12 protein-coding genes are annotated in these 17,100 nt (G+C 46.1%); 8 read left to right on the plus strand and 4 right to left on the minus strand.

The window, feature by feature from the left end:
* Positions 1–21 precede the first annotated feature (21 nt).
* The 4 genes from DPF93_RS16055 to nhaA all read left to right on the plus strand — a co-directional run bounded on the left by DPF93_RS16055 (position 22) and on the right by nhaA (position 5,713).
* Positions 22–693, plus strand: coding sequence for an ABC transporter ATP-binding protein (locus tag DPF93_RS16055; protein ID WP_114767128.1), 672 nt, complete (start codon positions 22–24; stop codon positions 691–693).
* On the plus strand, positions 674–3,127 hold the full coding sequence (locus DPF93_RS16060) for an ABC transporter permease (RefSeq protein WP_114767129.1): 2,454 nt from the start codon (positions 674–676) through the stop codon (positions 3,125–3,127). Before DPF93_RS16055 ends, DPF93_RS16060 begins: the two co-directional genes overlap by 20 nt.
* Complete coding sequence (locus DPF93_RS16065; protein WP_114767130.1) at positions 3,128–4,264, plus strand: lipocalin-like domain-containing protein; 1,137 nt, start codon at positions 3,128–3,130, stop codon at positions 4,262–4,264.
* A gap of 303 nt (positions 4,265–4,567) precedes the next feature.
* Positions 4,568–5,713, plus strand: a complete 1,146-nt coding sequence (gene nhaA / locus DPF93_RS16070; protein WP_114767131.1) for a Na+/H+ antiporter NhaA — start codon at positions 4,568–4,570, stop codon at positions 5,711–5,713.
* A gap of 116 nt (positions 5,714–5,829) precedes the next feature.
* Here the strand turns inward: nhaA and DPF93_RS16075 are convergent, their stop codons facing one another.
* Both DPF93_RS16075 and DPF93_RS16080 read right to left on the minus strand, forming a co-directional pair.
* Positions 5,830–6,453 carry an OmpA family protein gene (locus tag DPF93_RS16075; RefSeq protein ID WP_114767132.1) on the minus strand — a complete coding sequence of 208 codons (624 nt, stop codon included), beginning with the start codon at positions 6,451–6,453 and terminating at the stop codon, positions 5,830–5,832.
* Entirely contained in the window at positions 6,453–7,763 is a 1,311-nt protein-coding gene (locus DPF93_RS16080) for a TolC family outer membrane protein (protein ID WP_244204746.1), read from the minus strand. Before DPF93_RS16080 ends, DPF93_RS16075 begins: the two co-directional genes overlap by 1 nt.
* A gap of 769 nt (positions 7,764–8,532) precedes the next feature.
* On the opposite strand from DPF93_RS16080, the gene DPF93_RS16085 reads away from it, so the two are divergent.
* The 3 genes from DPF93_RS16085 to nspC all read left to right on the plus strand — a co-directional run bounded on the left by DPF93_RS16085 (position 8,533) and on the right by nspC (position 13,951).
* Positions 8,533–11,418 (plus strand): pyridoxal phosphate-dependent class III aminotransferase, encoded by a 2,886-nt coding sequence (locus DPF93_RS16085; RefSeq protein WP_114767134.1) that lies wholly within the window; start codon positions 8,533–8,535, stop codon positions 11,416–11,418.
* A 15-nt stretch (positions 11,419–11,433) separates the two neighbouring features.
* The gene (locus DPF93_RS16090; RefSeq protein ID WP_114767135.1) at positions 11,434–12,678 is read left to right on the plus strand and encodes a carboxynorspermidine synthase; all 1,245 of its coding nucleotides are present in this window, start codon (positions 11,434–11,436) and stop codon (positions 12,676–12,678) included.
* A 139-nt stretch (positions 12,679–12,817) separates the two neighbouring features.
* Positions 12,818–13,951 (plus strand): carboxynorspermidine decarboxylase, encoded by a 1,134-nt coding sequence (gene nspC, locus DPF93_RS16095; protein ID WP_114767136.1) that lies wholly within the window; start codon positions 12,818–12,820, stop codon positions 13,949–13,951.
* An 87-nt stretch (positions 13,952–14,038) separates the two neighbouring features.
* Here nspC and DPF93_RS16100 read toward each other — a convergent pair whose 3' ends face one another.
* Together DPF93_RS16100 and DPF93_RS16105 are read right to left on the minus strand one after the other, a co-directional pair.
* Complete coding sequence (locus DPF93_RS16100; protein ID WP_114767137.1) at positions 14,039–14,551, minus strand: glycine cleavage system transcriptional repressor; 513 nt, start codon at positions 14,549–14,551, stop codon at positions 14,039–14,041.
* A gap of 199 nt (positions 14,552–14,750) precedes the next feature.
* Entirely contained in the window at positions 14,751–15,635 is an 885-nt protein-coding gene (locus DPF93_RS16105; RefSeq protein WP_114767138.1) for a DUF3943 domain-containing protein, read from the minus strand.
* A gap of 176 nt (positions 15,636–15,811) precedes the next feature.
* Here DPF93_RS16105 and DPF93_RS16110 point away from each other — a divergent pair, with 176 nt between their 5' ends.
* Positions 15,812–17,050 (plus strand): CinA family nicotinamide mononucleotide deamidase-related protein, encoded by a 1,239-nt coding sequence (locus DPF93_RS16110; protein ID WP_114767139.1) that lies wholly within the window; start codon positions 15,812–15,814, stop codon positions 17,048–17,050.
* Positions 17,051–17,100: the final 50 nt, after the last annotated feature.

Here is a 17,100-nt window from a genome sequence, read left to right on the forward strand (position 1 = left end):
TTTTTTAATGGCGAGCGATAAATGTTACGACTAACAGACCTATGTAAGGGCTATGTAGACGGTGGTGAATTTCACCCAGTTTTACAAGGTGCTGAGTTAACACTATCGCAAGGTCAACAGATCGCATTGATGGGCGAGAGTGGGTCGGGTAAGAGTACCTTGCTCAACTTGATCGCCGGTTTAGATGTGGTTGATGAAGGTGAAATTGAATTTCCTCATTTTTTGATGAGTAAAGAGTCAGAGAGTAACCGCACCGCTTATCGCCGTAACAATATTGGTCTTATCTTCCAGCAATTCAATTTACTACCTACACTGAATATCGCCGACAACATTCGCTTTTGTCGTCAGTTAAAAGGCTTACCGGAAGATCAAGGCTTATGGCGTCAAATCCTTTCAGCGCTTGATTTAATGCCTTTACTTGGTCGTTACCCGGAAGAAGTCTCAGGTGGTCAGCAGCAGCGTGCGGCGATTGCTCGCGCGCTGTATATGGAACCAAAACTGCTATTGGCAGATGAACCAACCGGTAGCTTGGATGAGCGTAACGCAGAAGCCGTTATGCGTCTTCTAACCACGCTTACTCGTCAGTTAGAGTGTACGCTATTGTTGGTTACTCACAGTGAAAAAGTGGCTTTACACATGGAAGGGCGCATCCGTCTTCAAGGAGGACAGCTGCATGTTATGGCCCGTAGTTAAAGCATTACTTGGCCATTACAGACGTTACCCTTTTCAAATCCTTCTTGTCTGGCTCGGTCTTACACTTGGCGTATCCTTATTAGTTGGCGTAACCGCGATCAATGAGCATGCGCGTACCAGCTATCAGCATGGTGAGAAACTGTTCTCTAACCCTCTGCCATACCGCATTCGTCCTAAGCATGCTGTTAATCATATTCCGCAGGGTTACTATATTCAATTGCGCCGCGATGGTTATACCCAGTGCGCGCCTTTCAATGCGATTAACCTCACCACAGCGAAGAAACTTGATCTAACCTTGGTAGGAATCGATCCGGTCGCCATGTTGTCGATTGAGAAAAATGTCTCTCTCAAAACCATCAACTCGCTTGGCATCATGAAAGCGCCATATCCGATTTTGGTTAGCCAAGACTTAGCGAACTATATGCGTTGGCAAGATGGTGGCACCATTCGTTTAGCCGATGGGCAAGAGCTGGGACCTGTACGCATTGAAAAAGAGAACCGCCTTAACGGTACCCGCATTATTGCCGATATGGCGTTGGTGCGTATGCTGGCGAAAGGCTCAGGTATTTCTTCTATTGCTTGTGCAGAAATGCCAGAAGAGAAATTGGAACAGCTGAAGCAAAACTTGCCGCATGGTTTGTCTTTAGTGCGCAGCTCGCAAGCTGAATTAGAGTCATTAACGCAGGCTTTTCACATGAATTTGAGCGCAATGGGGATGATGGCATTCCTAGTGGGCTTGTTTATTTTCTATCAAGCCATGTCACTCTCATTGACACAGCGCCAACCGCTAGTCGGTATTTTGCGTCAGACTGGCGTTTCAGGTTGGCAATTAACGCAAGCCTTATTGCTTGAGTTGGTCGTACTCGTTTTTGTCAGTTGGCTATGCGGCAACGTGTTTGGTATTTTGCTTGCAAACCAGCTTATTCCAAGCGTGTCAGCGAGTTTAGAAGATCTTTATAACGCAAATGTTGGTTTGTCGATTCACTGGAGTTTTGCATCGAGCGGTTACAGTTTAGCGATGGCGATGATTGGTGCGTTCGCGTCTTGTGCCTGGCCTTTGGTACGCTTACTGCGCTCACAGCCGATTCGATTGACTAAGCGTTTATCGCTGCTGCGTTTCACTGGCACCGAGTTTTCGATTCAAGCATTGATTGCTTGCGCGCTCGCCGTAGCAGCCATTGCTATTTATCAAGCGCCACAATCGCAAGAATCTGGCTTCGCCATCATTGGTTTAATGCTGCTTAGCGTGGCGCTGTTTACGCCGTTTTTAATTTGGCGCTTGTTTACCAGCTTTAGTTACTCTATGCGCTGGGTAAAAGTGCGCTGGTTCTTTTCGGATGCCGCTGCGAGTATGAGCTATCGCGGTGTGGCGACGATGGCATTTATGCTGGCGATGGCGGCAAACATCGGTATCGAGACCATGGTTGGTAGTTTCCGCGACACCACCGATAAATGGTTGAGTCAGCGTTTGGCTGCCGATCTCTACATTCATCCCAACAGCAGTTCTGCTGCGCGTTTGAGCTCTTGGCTTTCTAAACAGCCAGAGGTGAATTCCGTATGGTGGCGCTGGGAGAAAGAGACCACCACGCCAAAAGGTTCACTACAAATCGTCAGTACAGGTGCGTCGGAAGGTGAGCTAGAAGCGCTGACGGTGAAGTTAGGTGTGCCGAATTACTGGTACCATTTGCACCACTCGAAAGGCGTGATGGTCAGTGAGTCAATGGCGCTGAAACAGAACATTCGTCCGGGCGATTACATCAATCTATATGGTAAAGCAGGACAGGGTTGGCAGGTTGTTGGTGTCTACTATGACTATGGTAACCCTTACAATCAGGTGCTGATGTCACATCGCAATTGGTTATATAACTTTGCTGGTAGCGGCACAGTGGCTTTAGGCGCGGTTTTACAAGACGGCGTTAACCCTGAAGGGCTTAAACGTCGTATGGAGTCCGTCTTTAGATTAAGCTCTGAACGCATTTTCGATAACGGCAGTATTCATCGACAAGCGATGTATGTATTTGACCGGACATTCTCGATTGCGGACACCCTTGGCAGCATAACCTTGGTGATCGCTGTGTTCGGGATCTTCTTCTCAACTGTTGCAGGCGAAGTTGCGCGACAAAGACATATCTCTTTGCTGCGCTGTTTAGGCATGTCTGGTAAAGAGTTGATCATGATGGGCAGCTTGCAGTTGTTTGTCTTTGGCGCGATTGCAATTATTGTCGCGATGCCATTAGGTTTAGCCTTGGCTCATTTGGTGGTCGATATTGTCATTAAACAATCATTTGGCTGGACGCTTGAACTGCAATTTATTCCAAATGAATACATGAATACTATCATCTTGGCGATGGCCTCACTTGTTATAGCAGGTGCAATGCCAGTGCTGCGTTTGGTACGCAATACGCCGATGAAATCTTTAAGAGACGCGTTGTAAATGAAGCGAAAGCCAACCAAAAAATCTTACACAAAACGCTTGCTAGTTGTGGCAGCGGTGGTTTTGGTGCTTGCGCTGACGCTCTTTAACAGCGGCATTGGGCAAAATGATCGTTTGCATGTTAACACTATTGATACGCAGGCGAACTTGCTGTTCAACCAGAAGACCAAAGAGTTTACCCCAGTTTCACCGGATAAACCGGTTGCGATCCCTCGTGACATTCCTTTAGACCCGAGTTTCCAACATGGTTGGTGGCACTTTTTCGCCAACGTGAAAGACGAGCAGGGCGTGCGTTACGGCATTCAGTGGAGTTTTTTCCGTATCTCGAAAAATCCACAAGAAGTTCCAGGCTGGCAAAATTCTCAGTTGTTTTTGTCTCACATCGTCGTGTCTAACGATCACAAAGTATGGCGTGAGCAGCGTATCGCGCGCGGCGGAATTGGACAAGCTGGAGTGGAAAAAGCCCCTTTCAAAGTCTGGATTGATAACTGGTCTTGGAGCTCACTTGGTCGCACACCATTTCCCGGACAGCTGCAAGTTGAGACCGATAAACTGGCGTTGACTCTCGATAGCGTGGCGCTAGGCCCGTATGTTCTGCCAGGAAATAAAGGCTATATCAGCAAAGGTGAACACAATAAACTGGCGTCGCATAATCTCACCGCACCTTTTATTCAGGTGGCGGGTAAACTGACGTTAGATGGTAACAAGTCGCTAGAAATTGAAGGCGAAGCTTGGATGAGCAAAGAGTGGGGCAGTGGTCTGCTTGATGTGACGCAAAGAGGCTGGGATTGGTTTGTATTCCATCTTGATCATCAAACCACTTTGTCGATTCATCATTACCGCTACCATGATGCGCCCGACCATGTTGTTGCGACAATGTCGACCAGTTCTGGCAAGGTTATCTCGATCCCGCAATCAGACATCATTATCACACCAGTAAAAACCAGTGTGTTAGCCGGACAAAAACAAATTCCACTTAATTGGTTGATCAGTATTCCTAAGCATGGGATCAATTTGAATACCCAAGTTCAAAACGCAAACATGTGGCTACCGTTTGTTTTACCTTACTGGGAAGGTCCGATTTCGACCACTGGCAGCCATAAAAGTTTTGGTTTTATGCAGTTAGCGGGTTACTAACCAAGACTTGCAAATCTCACATTGTGAGAATTTCACTATGTAATCCATTTGTGAAATATTTCTATGTTTCCTATCCTTTGAACAGATAATATCAAGTAAAACTGTTGTATAGCAGGGAGTTGTAGCACGTTAACACTTTTAACTAAAATAGAATGCTAAGGAATATGCGTTCAATTTGCTCGTTTGTTTCGGAATTTCCGATGTATAAACTCCAAACAAGCGATTTTTACAAATTTAAGGATAGCTATACACTCAAAGTTATTCTTCGTTAATCGTTAAGATAATAAATATAAGGACGATCACATGAGTGATATCATTCGCGACTTCTTTAAGATGGAATCAGCAGGAGGCGTGTTGTTGGTCATTGCTGCAGCAATTGCAATGACTATTGCTAATTCACCATTAAACGAAACCTATCAAGCATTTTTGCATAGCTATGTGCTTGGCATGTCGGTATCCCACTGGATCAACGACGGCTTGATGGCGATCTTCTTTTTGTTGATTGGTTTGGAAGTTAAACGTGAACTGCTTGAAGGCGCGTTGAAATCTCGAGAAACCGCAATCTTCCCAGCGATCGCTGCTGTAGGCGGTATGCTAGCACCAGCATTAGTCTACTTGGCATTTAACTTTAATGACCCAATGGCGATCCAAGGCTGGGCGATTCCCGCTGCAACAGACATTGCTTTTGCGCTAGGTATTATGGCGCTGCTTGGCAGCCGCGTGCCAGTGAGCTTGAAAGTCTTCCTGCTTGCTTTGGCTATTATTGATGACCTAGGCGTTGTTGTTATTATCGCTCTGTTCTATTCGGGTGATCTATCAACCACAGCATTGGCAATTGGTTTTGCCATGACAGCTGCCCTGTTTATCTTGAACTCGCGTAAAGTGACCAAACTCCTACCATACATGATTGTGGGTGCGATTCTTTGGGTAGCAGTGCTTAAGTCAGGCGTTCACGCAACGCTTGCTGGTGTTGTGATTGGTTTTGCTATTCCACTTAAAGGTAAGAAAGGTGAGCATTCTCCGCTTAAACATATGGAGCATGCGCTACACCCATACGTAGCCTTCGGTATTCTTCCTCTATTTGCATTTGCTAACGCAGGTATCTCACTGGAAGGTGTATCGATGGAAGGTCTAACTTCTATGCTGCCGCTTGGTATTGCACTGGGTCTGTTAGTGGGTAAGCCACTGGGTATCTTCAGCTTCAGTTGGGTGGCCGTTAAGTCGGGTATTGCCAAGCTCCCTGAAGGGATCACCATGTTCCACATCTTCGCGGTTTCTGTGTTGTGTGGTATCGGCTTTACCATGTCGATCTTTATCTCATCGCTAGCATTTGGTCAGACAAACGTTGAGTTTGATACCTATGCGCGCTTGGGTATCTTGATGGGGTCAACGACTGCTGCGATTCTAGGTTACTTCTTGCTGCATATATCGTTGCCGAAAAACAAGTAATCGAAAGACATTCAATCAATGTGAAAATAAAAAACGCCTCGGTTCAACCGAGGCGTTTTGTTTTTCTATACATAGTGTTGGGATTCGCAGTTTCGATATAAACAAAGTCTTGAGCGTTATTTCTCGATAATGCTGAAGATAGTCCACTCCTTAACTGGCTCTTCGTCATAACCGACAACCGTAGCTGTGACCTTACGGTTTTTCGCGTGAGACAGCTCGTCGTCGCCACTCGCTTCTAGATTGGTTTCACCATAGCCCACAATAGTGACCCTATCTGGAGTTATACCGTTGCCCAGTAATTCTTGCTCGACCGCTACCGCGCGACGTTTAGAAAGCGCGAGATTGTACTCAGGTGAACCCACTGCACTAGCGTAGCCTTGCACTTCAATAGCGGTTTCAGGGAAACGCTTGAGGAAATCAGACATATTGCGAATTTGCGTCTCAAATACGGGTTCTATTGTGGAAGAATCATTGGCAAAGAGGATTCTTAACTGCATTTCATCTTCGGTTTCTACGATAATTCCGCACCCATCGTTATCAATTAGCGAACCCTCAGGAGTGCTGATACACAGGTCACGAGCGTTAACGACGCCATCACTATCGTCATCAATAAGATCTGCTATCTGTTCGGCTACTGGCGTTTCTATGTATTCATACTCATCATTCTCCTCTTCAGCGAAAGCTAAGGAGGTGACTGACATCGCCAATAAAAGTGGTATTAAGCTTTGTGATTTGTTCATTAGTAGTCCACCTTCTCAGTCCATTCTGTAGGGATTTCAACTAACAGCGCATCGAGCAAGTTGCCCGTGGCGTTCATCACACGATATTTTGCGTACTGTTCAGCGTAGTGAGCATCTAGGTAGTCTTTTCGTGCTTGGAACAGCTCATTCTCTGTGTTGAGTAGATCAAGTAGCGTTCGTTTACCGATACGATATTGCTTTTCATAGGCAATAACGGTTTCTGATGCTGAATCAACGTGGTCCGCTAGAAAGTTCTTTTGCTGCAAGGTTAAATCAAGCGCACTCCATGATAGGCGCAGACTTTCTTCAACTTGACGATAAGTGTTATCACGCAAGTCTTTGGCTTTGTTGAGTTGGTAAGCAGCACGTTCTGACAAGTCACTATCACTGCCACCGTTATAAAGGTTATAGCGCAGTCTCAGCATGGCTAATGTCTCTTCGCTGCGACCCTCATCGCCACCGGCATCATCTCGCCAAGACTGACTCGCTTCGATAGAAAGGGTTGGGTAGAAGTTGCCTTTTGACTGCTTATATTGATAGCGTGCGGCATCGACATCGACTTTCGCCACCTTGATCACTGGGTGTTTCTCGTATGCTTCGTCAATCGCTTCGGTCAGAGACAGGGGCAGTTTGGAAATGTCTGCTCTTGGGTAAGTTAAGCCTAGTGGCTCTTGTCCAACGAGACGGCGAAACTGAGTGTGAGTGTCGATAAGGTTGTTTTGCGCCGCAAGCAGATTACCATGCGCTTTCGCGATACGCGCTTCGACTTGAGTAACATCAGCTGTGGAGCCAATACCAGAATCGGCACGCTTTTTAATGTCGCGGTAGATTTCTTTGTGCACCGCGAGGTTGCTTTCCGATAGGGCAAGCACTTCGGTGGCCTTTACGGCATCAAGATAGACTTGGGTGACCTGCAATGCCATGTCTGACGCATCAGAGATAAGTTGCAGTCTTATCGATTCGGCATCAGCGCCGGTGCGGCTAATGTCATTAATGGTGGCGTTACCGTCCCAGATTAGCTGAGTGAGGCTTAACGTCGCTTCCTTTCGGGTTAGGTCTGTATCGTCTCGTCCGGTCGAATCGGCAGGATCAATGCCCTCGTAACCGATACCCGCATCTAAGTCGATGCTGGGAAGATAAGCACCACCGGCAGCATCATGCTCTTTAACCGCGCTTTGGTATTCATTATAAGACTGCTTTATCTCTGGATTATTTTTCAAAGTAATCGCAACAGCCTGCTCTAATGTCTGAGCATTCAGATAATTACTAGCTAACAGACCGCCAACCAGTATTGTCGTTGTTATTCTCACGATACTCTCCCTATGCGATGCAAATTGACAAGAGACGGATGTTTTTGGTTTGGGTAAATAGATGTATTACTTAACTAAAGACTAGTTGAGGGTTTTGAAAAGTAGAAATTTTAAAGTACTAAAAATGAGAAAATTAAATGACTTGTAACTCAACAATGAAGTTTGTAGCCAGCAAATGCGATTTAGTGGTGTTAATCACTTGCCACACTCAAAACGTGCGCCAGTGCTTTGAGACTGAGTAAAGCCAGTGCGCAACACGGCTCTGGGGTGTATTAACAATTTAGATGGTGTTGCATATTTAAATCGGTGGTGAATATTACAGTTATTGGTGTGATGATTAATAATGAACACCAATATTGTTAGAATTGTGAAAAACCATTGCCAATAAATGTCTATTTATGATAATTTCGCGCGCAATCTCGGAGATAATTCTGGGGGATACGCGAGTGAGCATTCGGGCTGAGTGATCACTCGTAGGGTAGGTATCGATAAATCCTTTATCGATAGACGGGATACTGATGTCGCGGCGGCGACATGTGAATGGGAAACCCAACATTGAAACCACATAACTTACACACACAAATCAGCTTTGTTCTACCAAAATGCCCTGTGCTTCAAAACAGCAGCATTACTGAGCCTTGATCCCTCTTTTTGACATGTAACCCATCAGTTTGATGGGACGGATTTCGCACGCCTGTCGTATGCGAAAGCACTGTTATATCTTGCTTACTGGCAGGTGATCGAGAGGTTACATTTCAAGGGAATAATCATGAGCACAGCCTTTGAAGTCGATACTGAGAATATCGCATCCTATTTTTCTACCCAAATTCCTCACGTGGAAGGGGTTTATGATCTTACTTTAGACGATGCTCTATTGGAGCAAGAGCAACATGAGTCTCAAGTTCGATCTTATCCACGTCGTTTACCTATTGCTATCAAACAAGCTTTTGGTGCGTTAGTTGAAGATACCCGAGGTCAAATCTATTTAGACTGTTTAGCCGGAGCTGGCACTTTAGCGCTTGGCTATAATCACCCTGAGATCAACCAAGCTTTAAAAGAGCAGTTAGATTCAGGACTGCCATACCAAACGCTTGATATTACGACTCAAGCGAAAAACACCTTCATTCAGCGAGTGAGAAGCTTTATTCCACAAGAGCTTGCTGATAATTCTGCGATTCAATTTTGTGGTCCATCAGGGGCTGATGCCGTGGAAGCGGCAATCAAACTTGCTAAACAAACCACAGGTCGCAATACCATGTTCGCCTTTCGCGGTGCATACCATGGGATGACCAATGGCACCATGGGTATGATGGGCAACCTCAATACCAAAGCCCGCCGCACCGGTCTGATGTCTGATGTGCACTTTATGCCCTTTCCCTATGATCTGCGTTGCCCATTCGGTCTTGGTGGCGAAGAAGGCGCTAAAGCAGGTATTCGCTACATCGAGCGCCTGTTAGCGGATGATGAAGCGGGTATTATGAAGCCAGCGGCAATGATTGTAGAGCCAGTGCAAGGCGAGGGGGGCGTGGTTCCCGCACCAGCGTTTTGGCTTAGAGAGCTTCGCCGCATTTGCGATGAGCACGGCATCTTACTGATCTTTGATGAGATTCAATGTGGTGTGGGTAAAACTGGTTACCACTTTGCTTATGAAGAGTCGGGTATTCAACCAGACATCCTTTGCTTGTCTAAAGCGATTGGTGGCGGTTTACCTATGTCGCTGCTGGTGATCAATAAGCAGTACGACACTTGGCTGCCGGGCGAGCACACCGGTACTTTCCGCGGTAATCAACTGGCAATGATTTCAGGCGCTAAAGCGCTCGAGATTATTGTGCGTGACCGCTTAGTGCAGCATGCATATGTCGCTGGACAATACTTGCGCCATGGCTTGGAAGCGATTCAAAAGCGCGTTGATTGTATTGCTGACGTGCGTGGCATGGGGTTGATGCTTGGCGTTGAGATTTGTAAACCCAAAGGTGAGCGAAATAAGTTTGCTGAGCCAGCGTCTGATGGCGAACTGACGCTACGCATTCAACGCGCGGCTTTAGAGCGTGGCTTAATTGTTGAAAAAGGTGGCAGAGATGGCTCGGTAATCCGCTTCCTTCCGCCACTTATCATCTCTTACGAGCAGCTCGATTTTGCTTTGCGCGTACTAGAAGAGGCGATTCTAGTTGCTGGTGGTAATCATGTCGCCGTAAACCCGCAAGATAGCTGGCGCGAGCATTTTATCCATACTGGGGCGCAAGGCAGTGATCAATTTGCCAAAGTGATGAACCAAACCACTTCTGCCATGAAGCAAGTGTTTGAACAAATTGATGCGCCATATTCGGGTGTTGAACCTAAATTGCTTGAGCATGCAATTAAAGCGGTTGATCTGGATAATCAGCAGCAAAGCCTGACTAAAGTTATCAACGATACTGCTGAATTGGTTGCCAAAAACTCGATTATTGTTCAGCACCCAAACTGTATCGCGCATTTGCATACACCACCGTTGATGCCTTCGGTTGTCGCAGAAGCGATGATTGCGGCGCTCAACCAGTCGATGGATTCATGGGATCAAGCCTCTGCTGCGACGTATGTTGAGCAGCGAGTGGTCGACTGGATGTGCGATAAGTACCAACTTGGCAGCAATTCGGATGGCATTTTTACCAGTGGCGGCACGCAAAGTAACTTAATGGGGCTACTGCTCGCGCGCGACTGGATTGCCGACAGGCTCGCTGGGTACTCGATTCAAAAGCAAGGTTTGCCTGAATTTGCCAGCAAGCTGCGCATCTTGTGTTCGAAGAAATCGCACTTCACCGTTCAGAAATCCGCTTCTCTACTTGGATTGGGCGAAAACGCGGTGAGCTGCGTTGACTGCGAGGACAACGGCACAATAAAAACCGCCGCACTTGAAGCGGAGATCATCTCTCTTAAAGAGCAAGGTTTGCTTCCTTTTGCGGTAGTCGGAACCGCAGGTACCACCGATCATGGTGCGATTGATAATCTTGCGGCAATTGCGGATGTCGCGAAACACCATCAGCTTTGGTTCCATGTTGATGCTGCGTACGGTGGCGCGTTGATTCTGAGCCAACACAAACATCGTTTAGTTGGCATCGAACAAGCCGATTCTCTTAGCGTTGATTTTCACAAGCTGTTTTTCCAAACCATCAGTTGTGGCGCGTTACTGCTAAAAGAGAAAGTTAACTTCAAATACTTATTGCATCACGCCGATTATCTCAATCGTGAGCACGATGAGCTGCCGAATTTGGTCGACAAATCCATCGCCACAACCAAGCGTTTTGATGCACTAAAAGTGTTTATGACCATGCAAAGTGTTGGTCCTCAATCGTTGGGTAATATGTACGACCACCTGATTGAGCAGACTCAGCAGGTTGCTGATTTGGTTCGAAATCATGATGAATTCGAACTACTGGCGGAGCCCTCGCTGACTACAGTGTTGTTCCGTACAGTCAATCCCCATGTCACGGATTTAGACAGTTTAAACCAATCGCTAAGACTCGAAGCGTTAACGCGCGGAATTGCAGTACTGGGCGAGACGGTTGTTGCAGGTAAGTCTGCATTGAAATTCACAATTTTGAACCCGTGTTTAAAGATTTCAGATTTCGAATCTTTACTCAATGAAGTCAAATCTCTAGCGGCTGAGCTAGTTAAATAGAGGTAATGGAAAACTATGGCAATTCTACAAATTGGTGCTGGTGGTGTTGGTTGGGTCGTCGCGCATAAAGCGGCGCAAAACAACGATGTGTTGGGCGATATCACGATTGCATCACGCACACTGGCTAAGTGTGAGAAGATCATCGAATCGATTGATAAGAAAAATAATCTTAAAGATCCTTCGAAGAAACTTCAGGCGCGCGCAGTCAATGCTGACGACGTCGAGGCACTGGTTGCTCTAATTAACGAAGTTCAGCCTGACTTAGTGATTAACGCTGGTCCTCCTTGGGTTAACATCTCAATTATGGAAGCTTGCTACCAAGCGAAAGTGTCTTACTTAGATACATCGGTGGCAGTGGACTTGTGTAGCGAAGGTCAGCAAGTGCCACAAGCTTACGATTGGCAATGGGGCTATCGTGAGAAGTTCGAGCAAGCGGGCATCACGGGTATTTTGGGGGCGGGTTTTGATCCTGGTGTGGTTTCGGTATTTGCTGCTTACGCGGTAAAACATCTATTTGATGAAATCGACACCATTGACGTAATGGATGTAAACGCTGGCGATCATGGTAAGAAGTTTGCGACAAACTTTGACCCAGAAACCAATATGCTTGAGATCCAAGGTGACTCTTTCTACTGGGAAGAGGGGCAGTGGAAACAAGTGCCATGTCACTCACGTATGTTAGAGTTTGATTTCCCAAATTGTGGTAGCCATAAAGTTTACTCAATGGCACACGATGAGGTGCGCTCAATGCAAGAGTTTATTCCAGCGAAGCGCATTGAGTTTTGGATGGGCTTTGGTGATCGCTACCTAAATTACTTCAATGTTATGCGTGACATCGGTTTGTTGAGCCCAGACCCGTTAACTTTGCATGATGGTACTGTCGTACAACCACTGCATGTACTCAAAGCATTGCTACCAGATCCAACGTCACTTGCACCAGGTTATACCGGTAAAACCTGTATTGGTACTTGGGTGCAAGGTCATAAAGACGGCAAGCCGCGTAGTGTATTTATTTACAACAACGCCGACCATGAAGTTGCGTATGAAGATGTAGAGCATCAAGCGATTTCTTACACCACTGGTGTTCCAGCGATCACTGCTGCGCTGCAGTTCTTCCGTGGTGAGTGGGCGGACAAGGGGGTGTTCAATATGGAACAACTAGACCCAGATCCGTTCTTAGCAACTATGCCGGCTATTGGTCTTGATTGGCATGTTCAAGAGCTTGAGCCGGGTCAACCTGTTATCCATAAATTGAAGTAAAGACTTGTCATTTCGCATCATGAGTAACGAGCGTGATGCGAAATCTCGTCTAACTGAGAGATTCCGGACTTGTACCTACGGCAGGCTCCGGAATGACAAAGTTTAGCAAGAGCACAATCCGCAGTAAGAAAAGGTTTGTATGCAGCATAGTGAATTAAAAACGCCTTATTTTATGATCAACGAAGATAAGTTGATTGAGAACCTTGAAAAGGCAAAACAGCTTAAAGAGATTTCAGGGGTGAAACTGGTGTTGGCACTCAAGTGTTTTTCAACTTGGGGTGTGTTTGACATTCTCAGACCATACCTTGATGGCACTACGAGTTCAGGTCCGTTTGAGGTGAAGCTCGGTTATGAAACCTTTGGTGGTGAAACGCATGCCTACAGCGTTGGCTATAGCGAAGATGATGTGCGTGAAGTGGTCGATATTTGCGACAAGATGATTTTCAACTCGCAATCGCAACTTAACGCTTATCGTCATATCGTTGAGGGCAAAGCATCAATTGGTTTACGTCTCAATCCGGGAGTGAGTTACGCCGGTCAAGATTTGGCTAATCCGGCGCGTCAATTCTCGCGCCTTGGCGTTCAAGCGGATCATATTAAGCCCGAGATATTCGACTCAATTGATGGCGTGATGTTCCATATGAACTGTGAGAACAAAGATGTCGATGCGTTTATTGCGTTACTCGACGCAATTTCTGAGCAGTTTGGCGACTATCTCGATAAGCTTGATTGGGTTAGCATGGGCGGTGGGGTATTTTTTACGTGGCAAGGCTACGACATCGAAAAGCTAGGTCTTGCACTGAAAGCTTTTTCTGAAAAGCACGGCGTACAAATGTACCTTGAGCCGGGGGAAGCGATCATTACCAAAACCACCGACTTGGTGGTAACGGTAGTCGATATTGTTGAGAACGTGAAAAAGACCGCGATTGTCGATTCAGCCACAGAAGCCCATCGCCTTGATACGCTTATCTACAATGAGCCGGCATCGATTCTTGAAGCTGATGAGAATGGCGAGCATCAATATGTGATTGGTTCATGTTCGTGTCTGGCAGGCGATCAATTCTGTGAGGCGAGCTTTACGCAGCCACTAGAAATTGGTCAGAGATTACATATTCTCGACAGTGCTGGTTACACCATGGTGAAGCTCAACTGGTTTAACGGGCTGCGCATGCCAGCAGTTTACTGCCAGCGCACCAGTGGCGAGGTGGAAAAGCTTAACGAGTTTGATTATTCCGACTTTAAGCGCTCGCTATCTCAGTGGAGCGTAAGTTAGAAGTTACCTAGCCATACAATATGACAAAGCCCGCATTGAATGCGGGCTTTGCTGTTTCAACAATCACCTAAATGAGAGTCGTATCGTTTATTGCTGGAGTACCACGCGTGTATCTTCACTGAGTGACTCTAACTCTTTAACCACGTCACTAATCTGGATCTCTTTCGGTAAGCGCAGCGCGATTTGTGAAGTAAACAGACTTGAACTAACACCACCACCGCCAGCAATAAATACGCGTTGGCAATCCATATCAAGAACATCGATACCTTGATTATCAAGTAGGTGGGTGATCTCATTGACGATACCCGCACGGTCATTGGCATCAAGGCGAATCTGGAAGATGGTATCAGCGCAGTGCTGATGCGCATCAGAATCAATCACTTCAACCAAAAGGTTGGGTTGATCTTTGAATGCTTGTTTAACTAGCTCGGCATTCTCACTAGGCAGTTCGACCTTAATAACAGCAGCAACTTGATCTTCAATAAAGTTCACTTTACTGATCAGCCATTTACCACCATTTTCATGGGTAACGGCGGCGAGTTTTTTTATTGTGGAAGGTGATGCTTTTCCGACAAAATTTACGATGAATGTGGTCGTCATATGATGCCTCCTGAATGCATGCGAAGGACAAAGGAACAAAGCAAAATCAGATACTAAATTTTGTTTTGCTTTAAGTTCAGTGTAGAACTCGTGAGTCTATATGGTTTGATCTAAGTCAATTTTTTGACCTAATTTATTAGCGTTACCTTAAGAATCAAACGTCGAGCACAAAATAGAGCACGTTATCCAACTCTAGATTTTAAAAAGAGATTTCTAGTTCCACGCCATAAAAAACACGGTCATATTCCGCGCCAGCATCGAGAGCAAATTGGGCGGCTTCTTGATTGCCAAACCATGGTGTGCTGCTGTACTGCAAACTTGCATCTCCGCCCCATGCATCGGTTACCCAGCCATGAATATGTCCAACAGGGTTAAGAAAGAAGAGAGTGACACTACCCATCGACTTTGAGCCCCATACTTCACCGCCTCCGGCGACAATATCTTGCTCGGCTTCAAACATAAGTTCACCAACCACCGAACCAAAAAACGGTGTGATAAACAAGTCCTGCCAAGAGGGGACTTCGGCAAAGGCTTCCACGCCGTATTCCCAGAAAAAAGTCGATAGAAAAGCAGAGTAAAGAAAAGAGTCAAACTCGTCGTACCCGGCATGACGTGCCGCGGTGTAATAAACGCCACCAAAGTAGGGGTGCATAATATAGTTAAGAAAGTGCTGATCACGATCCCAAACTGGTCCCTCACTGACATTATCCTTCCACTTTTTCCCAAGGTTTGAGAAGCTGCGATCGTCATCGTCCCATTTGGTCACAGACTCTGGTAAGAGTGTCATTAGCCCAACCGTAACGACACTAAGACCTAGAATGGTATAGGTTTGCTCTTTGAGATAATCAAAATCCGGCTCAGTGGATATCTGCAAGTAACGCGGAGTCGACTCCAGATCAAGAGAAAGTCGCGTTTCATCGTGACCTAGTGCGTGAAAGTCTTGAAAAGAGTAGAAGCGAGGCTCAGGACTGATTACACTGTGGTTTTCAAAAGATTCACCTTGCCAGGAAAAGGTTTCTTGGCAAACTGCGTTAGCCGATATTGCCAGGGAAAAAGCCACAGCGGTAATACGTGTATTTAGCACAAGTCGCTCCGATGTTATTTTTTGTGTCTTTAGCCACGGTGAGTAGCGCCACAGCAGTCATTAAATGAACACAAAATTGTTGAATCCTTTAGTAGCTAGTGTAGTAAATCAATTTGAAATCACTTGATTGATTTAGGAAATCTAGACACACGACAGTTTTTTGTGAAAGGAAAAGTATGTTGAAAATCGCAATGTTAAGCACAGGCGAAGAAGTATTGCACGGTGATATCGTCGATACGAATGCATCATGGTTGTCGGAGAGATTCTTCCAACATGGTTTCCCCTTAACGAAACGCTCGACCGTTGGCGATACCTTTAGTGGTTTGGTTGAAGAGTTATTGATGCTCAGCTTTAATAGCGATGTCGTTGTTGTCAACGGCGGCTTGGGACCAACCAGTGATGATTTAAGTACCGAAGCTGCCGCGTCTGCAGCAGAAGTAGAGTTAGAGCTTTCGCCTGTTTGGATGGAACGTTTACAGCAGTTTTTTATGGCACGTGGCATGAAAATGCCGGAAAGCAACCGCAAACAAGCCATGCTACCTAAAGGCTCGGTACTTATCGACAATCCAATAGGTACCGCTTGTGGCTTTAAAATGCTGATCAACGATTGTGTGTTCTATTTTACTCCGGGTGTACCAAGCGAGTTTAAGCGCATGGTGAGTGAGCAGATCATTCCAGACTTGCAGCGTAGCTACAGCGAAGTTGCAGGGCTTGATTGCGGAAAACTATATACCTTTGGCACCTCAGAATCTGGACTTTCTGATACCCTAGACAAGCTTCAATTGCCTGATGGTTACCAGTTGGGCTACCGCTCTTATTTGCCTTTTATTGAAGTAAAATTATTCGGGCCGAAAGGTGATCTCGATACCCGTCTTAAGTTAATGCAGCTTATCTTCAAATTGATTGAGCCGAATGTGGTCAGCATTGATCAACCGATGAATGAGTATGTCGGTCAATTGATTGCAGAGCGTAAGCAGTCAATCTCTCTGGCGGAAAGATCAACACATGGTAGTTTGGCTAATTGGCTACATGCTAATCCAGATGCACAAGCATACTGTGGTCACGGTTGGGTTCTAGGAAGCCAAGTTGCCATAGGCGCAGAAAATGGTGATGTGCTCGCGGAAACACTGGCATTGGCGGGTGCGACGAAAGATAAATGTGCGACTGATATTGCTCTTGTGTCTGGGCGCTTAATCGACAACTCATTTACCGTTGCCTTGGCAACTCCAGAGGGTGAGTGGGGACAAGTGCTAACCTTTAACCGACGCTTTACTCGAGAAGATCAACAGACGCTGATCACCACAGTTTGCGTTGATATGCTGCGTCGCTACTTATCGCAAAAGACGATGTTTGCTAGCTACAGCTCGTTGAAACGTGAGAAGGAAATGCACGTACCTCGCAGTATTATCGGTTGATCCTGCAAAAGGTAAATTCACTGTTTGATTTAGATCGCCTTGCTTATATG

Source organism: Vibrio rhodolitus (genome assembly GCF_003350325.1).
Taxonomy (GTDB): domain Bacteria; phylum Pseudomonadota; class Gammaproteobacteria; order Enterobacterales; family Vibrionaceae; genus Vibrio; species Vibrio rhodolitus.